Annotated in this window: 13 protein-coding genes; 9 read left to right on the forward strand and 4 right to left on the reverse strand. The window is 33.2% G+C overall.

What is annotated here, in order from left to right; translation table 11 throughout:
- Position 1: 1 nt before the first annotated feature.
- The 5 genes from OEW74_RS00425 to OEW74_RS00445 all read left to right on the forward strand — a co-directional run bounded on the left by OEW74_RS00425 (position 2) and on the right by OEW74_RS00445 (position 5,399).
- Entirely contained in the window at positions 2-997 is a 996-nt protein-coding gene (locus OEW74_RS00425) for an outer membrane protein assembly factor BamD (protein ID WP_265426604.1), read from the forward strand.
- 42 nt (positions 998-1,039) lie between these two features.
- Complete coding sequence (locus OEW74_RS00430; protein ID WP_265426605.1) at positions 1,040-1,363, forward strand: DNA-directed RNA polymerase subunit omega; 324 nt, start codon at positions 1,040-1,042, stop codon at positions 1,361-1,363.
- 172 nt (positions 1,364-1,535) lie between these two features.
- On the forward strand, positions 1,536-2,738 hold the full coding sequence (gene coaBC / locus OEW74_RS00435; protein ID WP_265426606.1) for a bifunctional phosphopantothenoylcysteine decarboxylase/phosphopantothenate--cysteine ligase CoaBC: 1,203 nt from the start codon (positions 1,536-1,538) through the stop codon (positions 2,736-2,738).
- Between the two features lie 38 nt (positions 2,739-2,776).
- The gene (locus tag OEW74_RS00440) at positions 2,777-3,676 is read left to right on the forward strand and encodes a DUF4835 family protein (protein ID WP_265426607.1); all 900 of its coding nucleotides are present in this window, start codon (positions 2,777-2,779) and stop codon (positions 3,674-3,676) included.
- A gap of 73 nt (positions 3,677-3,749) precedes the next feature.
- Positions 3,750-5,399, forward strand: a complete 1,650-nt coding sequence (locus tag OEW74_RS00445) for a DNA repair protein RecN (protein WP_265426608.1) — start codon at positions 3,750-3,752, stop codon at positions 5,397-5,399.
- Positions 5,400-5,690: 291 nt separating this feature from the next.
- On the opposite strand, the gene OEW74_RS00450 is transcribed toward OEW74_RS00445, so the two are convergent.
- Together OEW74_RS00450 and OEW74_RS00455 are read right to left on the reverse strand one after the other, a co-directional pair.
- A complete protein-coding gene (locus OEW74_RS00450) occupies positions 5,691-6,734 on the reverse strand; it encodes a PA0069 family radical SAM protein (protein ID WP_265426609.1) in 1,044 nt (347 codons plus the stop codon).
- 137 nt (positions 6,735-6,871) lie between these two features.
- Positions 6,872-7,063: a hypothetical protein gene (locus OEW74_RS00455; RefSeq protein WP_265426610.1), complete on the reverse strand. Its 192-nt coding sequence runs from the start codon at positions 7,061-7,063 to the stop codon at positions 6,872-6,874.
- A gap of 162 nt (positions 7,064-7,225) precedes the next feature.
- Between OEW74_RS00455 and OEW74_RS00460 the strand changes: the two genes are divergently transcribed.
- On the forward strand, positions 7,226-7,570 hold the full coding sequence (locus OEW74_RS00460) for a hypothetical protein (RefSeq protein WP_265426611.1): 345 nt from the start codon (positions 7,226-7,228) through the stop codon (positions 7,568-7,570).
- A 33-nt stretch (positions 7,571-7,603) separates the two neighbouring features.
- On the opposite strand, the gene OEW74_RS00465 is transcribed toward OEW74_RS00460, so the two are convergent.
- Together OEW74_RS00465 and OEW74_RS00470 are read right to left on the reverse strand one after the other, a co-directional pair.
- A complete protein-coding gene (locus OEW74_RS00465) occupies positions 7,604-10,303 on the reverse strand; it encodes a hypothetical protein (RefSeq protein WP_265426612.1) in 2,700 nt (899 codons plus the stop codon).
- Between the two features lie 129 nt (positions 10,304-10,432).
- Positions 10,433-11,224: a DUF2797 domain-containing protein gene (locus OEW74_RS00470; RefSeq protein WP_265426613.1), complete on the reverse strand. Its 792-nt coding sequence runs from the start codon at positions 11,222-11,224 to the stop codon at positions 10,433-10,435.
- Positions 11,225-11,321: 97 nt separating this feature from the next.
- On the opposite strand from OEW74_RS00470, the gene OEW74_RS00475 reads away from it, so the two are divergent.
- The 3 genes from OEW74_RS00475 to OEW74_RS00485 all read left to right on the forward strand — a co-directional run bounded on the left by OEW74_RS00475 (position 11,322) and on the right by OEW74_RS00485 (position 13,610).
- Positions 11,322-12,137, forward strand: a complete 816-nt coding sequence (locus OEW74_RS00475; RefSeq protein ID WP_265426614.1) for a T9SS type A sorting domain-containing protein — start codon at positions 11,322-11,324, stop codon at positions 12,135-12,137.
- Between the two features lie 89 nt (positions 12,138-12,226).
- Positions 12,227-13,249, forward strand: a complete 1,023-nt coding sequence (locus OEW74_RS00480; protein WP_265426615.1) for a GDP-mannose 4,6-dehydratase — start codon at positions 12,227-12,229, stop codon at positions 13,247-13,249.
- Between the two features lie 139 nt (positions 13,250-13,388).
- The gene (locus OEW74_RS00485) at positions 13,389-13,610 is read left to right on the forward strand and encodes a DUF2795 domain-containing protein (RefSeq protein ID WP_027382805.1); all 222 of its coding nucleotides are present in this window, start codon (positions 13,389-13,391) and stop codon (positions 13,608-13,610) included.
- The last annotated feature ends 48 nt before the right edge of the window (positions 13,611-13,658 follow it).

Consider the following 13,658-nt stretch of genomic DNA (forward strand, 5'->3'; position numbering starts at 1 on the left):
TATGAAAAAGTATATTTTAGGTATTTTCGCCATTGCTGTTTTGGCATCGTGCAAAAGTCAGCAAGAAAAAGCGTTGAGAAGTGCAGACAAAAACTTTATTCTTAAAGCTGCAAACGAAAATTTTGCTAAAAAGAAGTGGAAAAATGCATTGGCACTTTACGACAGACTTCCCAATTTGGTTGCAGGTACAGATGATGCACCAAACGTGGTTTTCAATTCTGCGTATGCCAATTATTACGATAAAAACTACAGACTGGCCGGAAACCAGTTTAAAAACTTTTCGGTAAGTTTCCCTCAGGATAACAGAAAAGAAGAAGCGGCTTATATGTCTGCATTGTGTTACTACAACGGTTCTATGGATTATAACTTAGATCAGTCGAGTACAGAATTGGCGATTAATGAGCTTCAGGAGTTTTTGAATGCATACCCTAATTCGGAAAGATCAAAAAACATCAATACAATGATTGATGAGCTTTCTTATAAATTAGAATTCAAAGCTTACGAAAATGCCAAGCAATATTACAGAATGGCAGATTACAAAGCAGCAGTTACTACTTTTGAAAACGTTTTGGATGATTTTCCAAGCACAAAGCTTCGTCCAAAAATCTATGATTATATGATGAAGTCGCGTTATTCTTTGGCTGTAGGTTCAAACTATGACTTAAAAGGTGAGCGTATCGAAAGCGCATTGGCTTTTACAAGACAGGTTGAAAAAGAACTTCCCGATACAGAATATTCTAAAACAGCTCTTGATTTAAGACAAAAACTTGAAAAAGAAAAGAAAGATTTTGTTGTAGCTAAAAAACAATTAGACGAAAAAATTGCAGTACTTACCGCCAAACAGAAAAAGATTGCTGATAAGCTTGCAGAGCAGAATAAAACAGAGCAGCAAATAAAAGAACAAATCGCTAATGAGAAGAAAGCAATGCAGATTCAGAGGGACAGTGCAGCGTTACAAACACCTCCTCCTGCGGCGACTTTCAAAATCCAAAGATAATTCGTAAATTTGCCACCTTATAAATAAAATAATTTTCTCAAAATGAGCGTAAAAGATACAAAAGCAGAAGTAAATACTATTACTTACGATAAAGATAAGATTGAAGACAAAGTAGGTTCAATCTATGAAGCTATTGTGATCATGGGGAAAAGAGCAGAGCAGATCAATGCAGAAATCCGTACTGAATTACACAATAAATTAGACGAATTTGCTGTTCACAACTCTACTTTGGAAGAAGTTTTTGAAAACAGAGAGCAAATCGAAATTTCAAAACATTACGAAAAGCTTCCAAAACCTACATCTATCGCAATCCAAGAATGGTTGGAAGGTGATGTGTATTTCAGAAAAACTGAAGACAGAAAATAATAAAATTTTATTTTTATAAAATCTAAGGTCATAGAAGATTCATTTCTTCTATGATTTTTGTTGTTGTACCTATCCATTCTTTTTGAAATCTTAATTACAGATAAAATCTAAACAATTAAGACCAAGAGGTTCTTGAAAAAAAGAAGTAAATTAGTGCTTTAAAAAAATTTACATGAGTATTTCCGGGAAAAAGATCCTCATTGCCGTTTCTGGTGGAATAGCCGCCTACAAAATTCATTTTCTCATTAGAGATTTGGTGAAAAAAGGTGCCGAAGTTCAGGTAATTATGTCTCCTGATGCCGAACATTTTGTGACCAAACTGAGTCTTTCTACACTTTCAAAAAATCCTGTTTATACAGAGTTTTATAGCGACAACGGAACCTGGAACAGTCATGTTGAAATGGCACTTTGGGCAGATCTAATGATTGTTGCGCCTTGTACAGCAAATACTTTGGCAAAAATGATTCACGGGATTTGTGATAATTTGTTGATTGCAACGTATATGTCGGCAAAATGCCCAGTTTTCATTGCTCCAGCGATGGATTTGGATATGTATCAACATCCTTCAACCAAAAACAATCTGAAACTTGCCGAAGAATTTGGTCACACCGTAATTCCTGCCGAAAGCGGAGAATTGGCAAGTGGTTTAGTTGGTCAGGGAAGAATGGCAGAACCGGAAACGATTGTTAAAACTATTGAAGCGTTTTTTAATTCTGATCAAAAAAAATCTTTAGAAGGAAAAACAGTTTTAATTACAGCCGGACCAACTTACGAAGCCATTGATCCTGTTCGTTTTATAGGGAATCATTCTTCAGGAAAAATGGGGTTTTCTTTGGCTGAAGAAGCTGCAAAAAGAGGGGCAAAAGTGATTTTGATTTCAGGACCAAGTTCTTTGAAACCTAAACATCAAAATATCGATTTACACCGAGTTACATCAGCAAAAGAAATGCTCGATAAAGTTTTCGAATATTACCAAAGCATCGATATCGGGATTGCAAGTGCCGCCGTTGCAGACTACGCTCCCAAAGTCGTAGCTTCAGAAAAAATAAAAAAAAACGAAGATACTTTTTCAATAGAACTCATCAAAAATCCGGATATTTTGAAAACGATGGGTGATAAAAAAGCGCATCAATTTTTGGTGGGATTTGCTTTAGAAACTCAGAATGAAGAAGAAAATGCAAAAGGAAAACTGGCAAAGAAAAATCTGGATATGATTGTTCTGAACTCGCTTCGTGATGAAGGTGCCGGCTTTAAAAATGATACCAACAAAATAAAAATATTTACAAAAACTGAGAAAATGGAATTTGATTTAAAATCAAAAGAAAATGTCGCCAAAGATATTCTCGATTGTATTGAAGCTCAGTTTTTAAAATAAATGTTATAAATTTCCGTTTTCAATTTTTAATTTGTCAAATGAAAAAAATAATCATACTCTTTTTTCTGATTGTATTCAATTTTGGTTTCTCTCAGGAACTTCTGGCTACAGTTAGCGTCAACTCTCAGCAATTGGGAGGAAGTAACACGCAGGCTTACAAAGCATTAGAGAAAAGCCTCAGAGATTTCATCAACAATACGAGCTGGACAGGAAAAAGACTTCAGAATTTTGAAAAAATAAAATCAAACTTCTCGATTGTTCTTAGTGAAAGAGATGGAAACAGATTTAAAGGAGTTTTAGTTGTTCAGGCAGTTCGTCCTGTATTTAGCAGCTCATACGAATCTCCACTTTTAAATCTTCAGGATACCAGATTTGGTTTCGAATATGCTGAAAACGAAAATCTTATCTTCAACGAAAGACAGTTTTCTGGAAAAAACTTAATTGATGTCATCAGCTTTTATGTGTATCTTATTTTGGGTTACGATGCCGATAGTTTTCAGTCGATGGGCGGAACTCAGTGGTTTTCGAAGGCACAACAGATTGCCCAGAATTCTCAAAACAGAAATTATGAAGGCTGGAACCAGATTAATGAGCCGAAAAGCCGTTCTATTTTAATTGGTGAGATTCTTAATCCGAATATGAGCCAATTGCGTTCTACTATTTACACTTATCACAGAGCTGGTTTAGACGGATTATTTAATCAGGATCAAACTCAGTCTAAAAAGATTATTTTTGATGCTTTAATGCAGCTTAAAACATACGAAAACTCTTTCCAGCAGAATTATTTCTTCAATCTTTTTATGGATAATAAAGCGGATGAAATATTCAACATTTTCAATTCAGGAAATAACGGATCTGTAAACATTGGTACATTGAAGCAGCAGATGATTATTTTCTCTCCAAAGAACACAGAATCCAAATGGAATAAGTGGAAGTAACAGGCATAATTCTTGAATTCTGATTTGTAAATTTTATATTTGCATTAACAAACGTAATCTGCTTCTGAAATCTATGCTTTCAAGAATTTACATTAAAAATTTCGCCCTTATTGATGCTCTCGAAGTGTCTTTAAAAAATGGTTTACAAGTAATTACAGGTGAAACAGGTGCGGGTAAATCGATTATTCTCGGTGCTCTTCGATTGGTTTTGGGCGAAAGAGCAGATATAAAATCAATTTCAAAAGCCGAGGAAAAAAGTATCGTTGAGACAGAATTTGAACTGAATAATCAGTTTAAAAAATTCTTTATTGAAAATGATCTCGATTATGAGCATCAGACCATTATCAGACGAGAAATTTTGCCTTCAGGAAAATCCAGAGCGTTTATCAATGATGTTCCGGTAACTTTGGATGTCTTGAAAGAGCTGACTTCTCAGTTAATCGACATTCATTCTCAGTTTGAAACCTCAAATCTTTTTACGTCAGAATATCAGTTTAAAATAATCGACGGACTTTCGGATAACAAAACCCTGATTGAGAATTATCAGCAGGATTTTTACGAATTCCAGACTTTAAAAACTCAGCTTAAAAAGTTTCAGACTCAGCTTTCAGAAAATACTAAAGAAAGCGATTACAAGCAGTTTCTTTTGAGCGAGCTGGAAGATATGAAAATGGATGATGTAAATTATCCGGACCTGCAAAATCAGCTTTCTATGCAGGAAAATGCAGGAATGATTTCAGAAAATTTAGGACAACTTTTATCCAGATTTCATCAGGAAGAAATAGGAATTCTTTCTTTTTTTAATGAAGCAAAATCTAAACTTTCTAAAATTGCAGAAGTATCAACCAATTTTGCAGAGCTTAACGAAAGATTTGAAACTTCTTTTGTAGAAATCAAGGATATTCTTTCGGAATTGGAAGACGAAGCTGACAGAATTGAAATTAATCCTGAAACTTTAGCCCAGCTTTTAGAATTCAACAATAAAATAAACACCCTTTTTCTAAAGCATAATGTTTCTGATATTGAAGATTTAAAAGAAATCAGAGATCAGCTTTCTGGCGAACAAAAAGGAACGGCAGAAATTGAAGCATACATCGCACAAATTCTTGAAAATATTTCTAAAAAAGAAAAATCTCTGGAAGCTTTAAGCCAGAAACTTTCAAAAAACAGAAAAAAAAGTATTCCTGTTTTCATTAAAAAAGCAGAAGGTTTACTTAAAAAACTCGGACTTGAAAAAGCAAAAGTTGATATTGAAATCAGCGACGCTTCAGAATACAACCAGTTCGGAAAAGAAAATATTCAATTATTATTTCAGGCAAATTCAGGGTTTCCTTTAAAACCTATTCAGACCGCGATTTCAGGTGGTGAAAGATCGCGTGTAATGCTTGCTGTGAAAAAAATCATTGCCGAAAGCGACGAGCTTCCAACTTTGATTTTAGACGAAATCGACACCGGAGTTTCTGGAAAAGTTGCCGAAGAAATCGGAAATCTGATGCGCGAAATGTCTGAAGATATGCAGCTGATCGTTATTTCTCATTTAGCACAGGTTGCTGCAAAAGGAAATGACAATTACAAAGTTGTAAAACAGGATATTAACGGAAAAACTCAGTCAACGATTATTCCGCTCAACGATGAAGAAAAACTGAACGAAATCGCACAACTTCTTTCCGGAAGTAAAATTACTGAAGCTGCATTAACGCAGGCAAAAGAATTAATTGGATAAATAAAACAACATTAATCTCTGTCCAGCTTAAGAAATACATAAATACTTATTGTAAATATTTTATATTTAACGCAAAGCTTATTTTTTTTAGAATCTTATTTTTAAGGGAACAAAGATGAAATCAAAAAATTGATTTTTATGAAGCGTTCGTTATATTCAAGCTTTATCAGCGACTTTGTCGCCATTCTTTGCTCCTTAAAATAATAAGTTTAAAAAATAAAATCTTTGCGTGACAAAAAATCCTTCTCAATTAATATTTCTGTTATTAGTAGCTTTTTGATTTAAATAAAATTAAAACAATCTCAGTTGCTGTTCTTTAGTTCCTGTAAAACCTTCGGTAGAAAGTTTCGGAAATTCTTTCCCGTTGAAAAACTTTTTTCTTCCAATTTTGAAAGTATTATGAATCATTTCTGCAATATTTCCGCTGCCTTTTTGTCTTTCAAAATATCTTTTTTCTCCTAAATTTCCGCCACGCATAGAACGGATTAAGTTTAAAACTTTCTGTGCTCTGTCAGGAAAAGCATCTTCAATCCATTTTATAAAAACAGGCTCTACCGTATCATTTAATCTTACCAAAGTATAGCCGAAACTATGCGCTCCTGCATCTGAAATAGCTTTTAAAATATTCAAAGGTTCATCACTATTCAGCCCCGGAATAATGGGTGCAACCATGACATTAACAGGAATTTTATTTTCAGAAAGTATTTCTATTGCTTTCAGTTTATTGTTTGCTGTGCTTGTTCTGGGTTCCATTTTCCTGCGCAAATCTTCGTTAATTGTAGGAATGCTCAGCGACACAGAAACCAAATTTTGTTCAGCCATCGGTTTAAGAATATCCAAATCACGAAGAACCAATGCATTTTTTGTCAAAACATTTACGGGATGTCTGTAATAAAGACAAACTTGCAGAAGTTGTCGGGTGACTTCAAATTGTCTTTCGGCAGGTTGGTAGCAATCAGTATTTCCTGAGAGCAAAATCGGTGCGGGTTTATAACCTCTTTTTTTGAAAAATTTTTCAAGTAATTCCGGAGCATTTTTCTTGACCATGATCTTTCTTTCAAAATCAATTCCGGCGCTGTAACCCCAATATTCGTGTGTTGGTCTTGCAAAACAATAAGAGCATCCATGCTCACAACCCTGATAAGGATTCATGGAATATTCCATTGGTAAATCTTCGCTTTTCACCTGATTGACAATGGTTTTGGGGAACACTTCAGTGAAAGAAGTTTTTGTGAGTTCGAAATCTTCATCTTCAGGCTCAAAAGTAAATCTGTCGAAACGGTTGATTACATTTCGCTGAGCTCCTTGTCCTTTTATGATATTTTCGTTCTGCATTTCTGATGTAAAATTATAAACCTTTCATTCGAAAATAATAAATTTTAACATTAAAGTTTTCCACAAAAAAAATCCAACACCAATAAAATTGGATGCCGGATTTTAAAAAAATCTATATCTATTTACTACTTCTTACCTTATTTGAATGCGTAAAATTCAATACCATGGTCATCTTCAACATTTTTTTTATCAAAATGTCTGTGATGATCCGAATAGTACTCGTTATACTTTTTATGTTTTTTACCTAAAATTTTCTTTACGCTTAAAAAACTTAATACTGCCAAAAGACCTACTCCTCCTGCCAGTAAAACTCCTACTTCTTTTTTCATGTTTTTTACGATTTTGTATTGTGTTATATCAAATAGTGTACCTTTTTATATTTATGAAACAACAAATTTTGTTAATGTCTAAAGGATTTTTGTTAAAGCTGAATTAAAATAAACCTGTGCAATTATGGTTTAATAATTGTAGTAATTAACTAAAATATTATTATGGAAAAATCAGAAAACAATGACCAAATGACAACGCTGAGTCAGGTTATGGAAACTTTGAGAAAAAGGGGAATTCACAAAGAATTCAGAATGAATGAGCAATGCCAAATGAAATATGACAATTCTGAAAAAAATTATCTTCCTGAAGAATTATCAATTCTGAAAACTTATCGTTTCGAAGGAGATAGTAATCCTGATGACAATGTTGCTTTATACGTATTGCAGGATAATGAGCAAAATCTGGGAATTATCATAGATTCTTATGGTGCGGAAAGTAATTATCCCGGCGAGGAATTTGACACCTTTCTTCGTGCTATACCGATTCAGGAGAGCGACGAATATTAAATCAAACTCAATCAATATATAAAACTCCCGAAATTATTCAGTTTCGGGAGTTTCTTTTTTCTTAAATATTTTTTTGAATAACCCTTTCTTTTCTTTCGGTTTTTCAGGTTTTTTTTCCTCTTTGGGCGTATTGGTTTTAGGTGAAGCAAGCTCCCTGGAAATATCTTCTTTCGCCTGTTTCACAGAATTTTTAACGTCTTTTACGCCACTCTTCACATCTTTCACGGTATTGACAGCTCCTTCAACGGTTTTTTTAGTTTTGTCAATATTTATTCCGATCAGCGTTTTCTTTAAACCATCTTCAACACCCCTCCAGAACATATTGAAAAACGATTTTGTAGGATCTCTTTCTACTCCTTCTACAATTACAGATTCGGGAAGTTTATCGGAGTCTGTTTTAATAAAAACATTCGCAACAGCACTCAAGAAGCCTTTCTTTTGTTTACTTTTTTTGTCTAAAATAGAAATTTTAAGGTCTTTATGTTTAATATTAAATGTCCCTCCAATTCCTTTTGGATTTCCTTTAAAATTAAAAAGCATCTGCTGAATCGTTCCTGTTGCCGAAACACTTAAATAAGGCACGATAAATGAGTTTAAAGCTGTCGCCGGAATATTATCTAAATTACCTGCAATTGTAAAACGATCTCCTTGATCAGCCGTATTGAAGCCCCAATTCACAGAGAGTGGTGAAGACTTCATAAACATACAGTCGATCTTGATTTGTACGTTAGTCGGTCTTCCTTTCATTTTAGCAGAATTCAGGTTTTTTACATTCATATTAAAATTACTGAATGTCAGTTTTCCCGGTCCGCTACTTTTTGGGGTATCTTCTTCGTATTCTAAAATCGAATTTTTAAGATTTAAATTACTGATATACATCGGAATTTTAATCGATCTCAACATTCTTGAGTACAAAGGTTTTATTTTCGGATCATCTGCCGGAATTTTACTTCTGAAAATATTGGCATTTGCAGAATTCACAATAACATTTGTCGCATTGATAAATTTATTTTCAGAAAACAAATCCCAATTTCCCTGTGCCGAAATAGTATTTACTTTGATGTCATACAAATCACTTTCCACAGGAATCATTCTGATAAATTGGGCTCTGGAAACCAAAGGAGTCATCGCAAATTGATTGACTTCAATTTTATTTTTATTTATAGCTAAAGCAGCAACATTCATTTTATAGAACTTTGTTTTGTACACAAAATTTTTAGTTGAAAGCGCATAGTCTTTTACCTTCACTGCCATTCCGTTTTTGGTGGCATTTTCTACCAACTCAAGCTGATTAACAGTTGCATTGAGATCGTTAAAAGTTAAAGGCTGATTTTTGCTTTCGTAAGTAATATTTGAATTTTTAACTGAAATTTTTCTTACCACGATCGGAAACTGAATTCCTGTGATCGCTGTTTTTTTCTTCGGAACAGCATTTCCTGCAGTAATTTTACCGTTAATTCCATCAACCAAAATATCTTTAACGTCTAGATTTAATTTCCTATCAACAAATTTGAAGTCATTGATGGCAAACTGAACGAGATTTGTTTTAAAATCCATGCCCATTTTGGGTGAATTGGTGTGTTGCGCAACAATATTTCGAATTTGCCCGCTTTTTGGATTTAAATTAAAACTTTCAACAGAAATATTTTGCTGATCATTGTAATGAATTCCTTTTCCTGCAATTTTAAAATCTTTGTAAAGTACGGGAATCACTTCTTTCGAACTTTCTTTGGTAAGCTCTAATTTATTGATATTAACGTTTAAATCGTCAGCAAAAAACAAATCAGACTCATCAGCTTTTACAACCTGAATTTTAGCATGATTCAATTGAATATCATCTAAATTAAGCTCGAAATTTCGTTTTTTTTCAGCTTTTTTAACAGCAGAAACTCCTGTTTTATAAACTTTTATAAAAGGATTTTGAAAATCTGCATTTGCTAATGAAACTTTATTTTTTTTCAAAACAATATCCTTAAAATTCATTTTAGGAATACTGAACTGAAACATTTGCGTTTTTTTAGGATAAGCTTTTTTAAACTGTTCAAATGAAATAATCGGCATCAATTGAAGGTTTTCAACCGACATTTGCCCGTTTGCAGTAGCAATTTTATCAATTTTTAAAGTATAAATATCGTCCGGCTGAAAGAAAAAATCTTTCCCACGAATACTGTAACTATCAAAGACTATAGGAAGTTTATTCTCTACTGATTCTTCAGTCATCTGAAGATTTTCTACATACAAATCAAGCTGATCAACACTTACAAATTTCTGTTTGGTGTATTTAAAAACATTGATTGTTCCTTTATTAATTCTAATGTTTTCAAAATTAACAGGATTTCTTTTTTTTCCCGTCTTTTTATCGACCGGTTTTGCTAAAACAATATTAAGATTCGGTTTCGAAAGCAGTAAATCTGAAGAGCTTATCGTTTTATTAAACAGCGCATCATATATTCCGAAACGACTGATTTTTAAAGTATCAATTGTTCCCTGAAGTCCAATAACATTAGTATTTTTCGGATTTTTATTGTTGACGGTAATTCCGGTTGCAAAAATATTTCCGGTTCCCAAATCTACATCCAGCGATTTGTAAGAAACCTTGTAAGCCGTATTTTTTTTGATATAATCAGGAAGCTGGGTTTTCAACCAGATATTAAGTCCAAAATTGGCAATCAGAACGAGCCCGAAAACAATTCCCAGACCTATCAAAAGCTTTTTAACCCATTTTTTTTTCATCTTAGTATGTTTTTAAGAAAGTAAATATTATGCATTATAAATTGATTTTCACATAAATATACCAAATCCTAAAACCATACCAAGAGATAAAGTTGGTTAAAATTTGAAGATTACTTTAATATATCAATGCTAAATCGTTATTTCTATTACATATCCTTCATGTCCTCTTACATTCATGAAATTTCCGCCTTCAAAGCTTAAATACTGACCTTTAATACCGTTTAATACCGCAGTAAATTCAGGTTTTTTATCTAAAGTAAATGAAGTTACTTTTTCAGGTTTTGAAAACGGGTAATCAAATTTCCACATCTCTTCACCTTCAGAATAAAATTTTTGGAAATCTTCAGGAAAATATTCTTTTATTTTCTGCTGAAAATCTGCCAAATCTATTTCGTCTTCAAAATCATCCTGCAGCATTTTTCTCCAGTTGGTTTTATCGGGAAGATGTTCTTTCAGGGCAACTTCTATCATTCCGGCTTCGTAACGGTTTTCTGTTCTCGCAATGGGCAGAGCAAATGTTGCACCCTGATCAATCCATCGTGTCGGGATCTGTGTATTTCTTGTCACCCCCACTTTTACATCTCCTGTATAAGCTAAATATACGGTATGTGGCTGCAATTGGATTTGTTTTTCTATTTCTAAATCTCTTTCGCCAATTCCTAAATGCGCTGTAGAAAGCTCCGGACGAATGATGGTATCACTTGCATAAGGACTTTCGAAAAAGCAGCTTTTGCAAAATCCCATTCTGTAAATTGTTTTATTTAGTCCGCAATTCACACATTGAAAACCTGTATGTTTTATCGTTAATTCTTTTCCAAACAGCTCATTCATATGAATAAGATCCCCTGAAAGATTGAGATAGTATTGGATAGGTTGATCATTGAAACTTGTCATTTTCAATATTTGTCCCGAAAACTGCATTTTAAAAATTTTAATATTTAAGATATAAATGTAAACTTTTTTTCATGTATTTGAAAACTAATTCATAATTTAACTAATAATTAAAAAACATAAAAAAATGAAAAAATTCTACTCTATTTTGTCTATTCTATTGACATCTCTGCTTTTTGCACAAACTACTATTTATTCAGAAAATTTTGGAAATCCGACAGCAACGACCTTGTTAACAGCTTATTCGGGATATCAAAACAGTAGTCCGATTGTTTATTCCGGAACAGCAGATGTAAGAAACTCTACTCCATCAGAAGGCTATACCGGATCTAGCGGAAATGGATGTGTATTTTTAGGAGCTGTTACCGCAATATCAGGAAATCCTGCAAAGACATTGATTATCGAAGGAATTAATACCACAAACTACAGCGCTATTGCAATGACACTTGGTCATTATAAAAGCACAAACGCTTCAAGCAACGAACTTACAATCGAGGTAAGCGAAGATGGTACAACTTGGGCGCCACTAAACTACACAAGACCTACAGGAACCGGAACTTCTAGCTGGATTCTGATAAGTCCTACTGGAACGATCCCCGCAACATCTAATTTGAGAATCAGATTAACCAACGTTATAGACTCTAATGTGGGTATCAGGGTTGATGACATCAAACTAACAGGAACTGCAACTACTTTGGTGACTGCCGAAAACAGTAAAAAAGATTTTAAAATTTATCCTACTTATGTTACAGATGGTAAAATTTTCATCAGTTCAAATAAAAATTCCGACAAAAAAGTAAAAGTTTTCGATCAAACGGGAAGATTACTTATTAATAAAACGGTAAAAACAGAAATAAATGTTTCTGAATTACCAAAAGGCGTTTACATTTTAAATGTAGAAGAAAGCGGGGCCTCTCTATCGCAGAAAGTAGTGATTAAGTAATAAAAAAGTTTAAACTAAAAAAAGAATCTCAGTTTTTTATTGAGGTTCTTTTTTAGTTTATAGATATATTTGTAAAAGAAACTTAGCAAATGATTTATCTCGTAACAGGAGGCAGCGGATTTATTGGTTCTCATTTAATAGAAAAATTATTGAAAGAAGGACATTCTGTCATAAACATTGACAATTTTGATGATTTTTATGATTATAAGATAAAAATTAAAAATACTTTAGCTTCCCTTGAAAAAAACATTGATTTTAAATTTTCCGAAAAAGAAAATGACATTCAAAATTTAATTTCTATTTCAAAATCAGAACATTACACTTTATATTTTCAGGATATCAGAGATCAAAATGGTTTAAAGAAAATATTTCAAAAACACCAAATTGATTTGGTCATTCATTTAGCCGCTCTTGCGGGAGTACGGCCATCCATTGAAAGACCTTTAGAATACGAAGAAGTAAACGTTCGCGGAACAATGAATCTTTGGGAATTGTGTAATCAATTCAATATTAGAAAGTTTATTTGCGCCTCATCATCAAGTGTTTATGGAAACAATGAGAAAACTCCATTCTCTGAAACTGATAATGTAGATAAGCCCATTTCACCGTATGCTGCGACCAAAAAAAGCGGAGAAGTTTTAGGACATGTTTATCATAGTTTATATGGAATAGATATGATTCAGCTTAGGTTTTTTACGGTTTACGGACCAAGACAAAGACCTGATTTGGCAATTCACAAATTCACAAAACTCATTTCCGAGAATAAAGAACTCCCTTTCTACGGCGATGGAAACACAGCCAGAGACTATACTTACATTGATGATATTATTGATGGCATCTTAAAATCAGTCAATTACCTTGAGAAAAATTCAAATATCTATGAAATCATTAACTTAGGTGAGAATGAAGTTGTCACTTTATCTGAAATGTTGTCAGAAATTGAAAAAAATCTCAATAAAACTGCCATCAAAAAAATACTGCCATTACAACCGGGTGACGTGCAGAAAACTAGTGCAGACATTACAAAAGCTAAAAATCTTATTGACTATAATCCCACCACAAACTTCCAAAATGGCACAAAAAAATTTGTGGAATGGTTTTTGAGAAAATGACATCAATCTACCGCAATTGCAATCATAAAAGCACTTGCAGTAAATTATAGACAAAAATTAACAAAAGAATTGAAAATCAAGTCATAAAAAAAGTTTATAATATAAGCTATTTTTATACTTTTGCAAAAAATAATAAATTATGTACTGGACATTAGAATTAGCTTCATATTTAAGCGACGCACCTTGGCCGATGACAAAAGCAGAACTTATCGACTATGCAATCAGAACTGGTGCACCAATGGAAGTGGTAGAAAACCTTCAGGCAATCGAAGATGAAGGAGAAATTTATGATGCTATCGACGAAATTTGGAGCGACTATCCAACAGATGAAGATTATCTTTGGAACGAAGACGAATATTAATGAAAAGCATTTAAGCTTTAGGTGGTATACTTAAAGCTTTTTTAAATA

The sequence above is a fragment of the Chryseobacterium sp. YIM B08800 genome (assembly GCF_026163565.1).
Classification (GTDB): Bacteria; Bacteroidota; Bacteroidia; order Flavobacteriales; family Weeksellaceae; genus Chryseobacterium.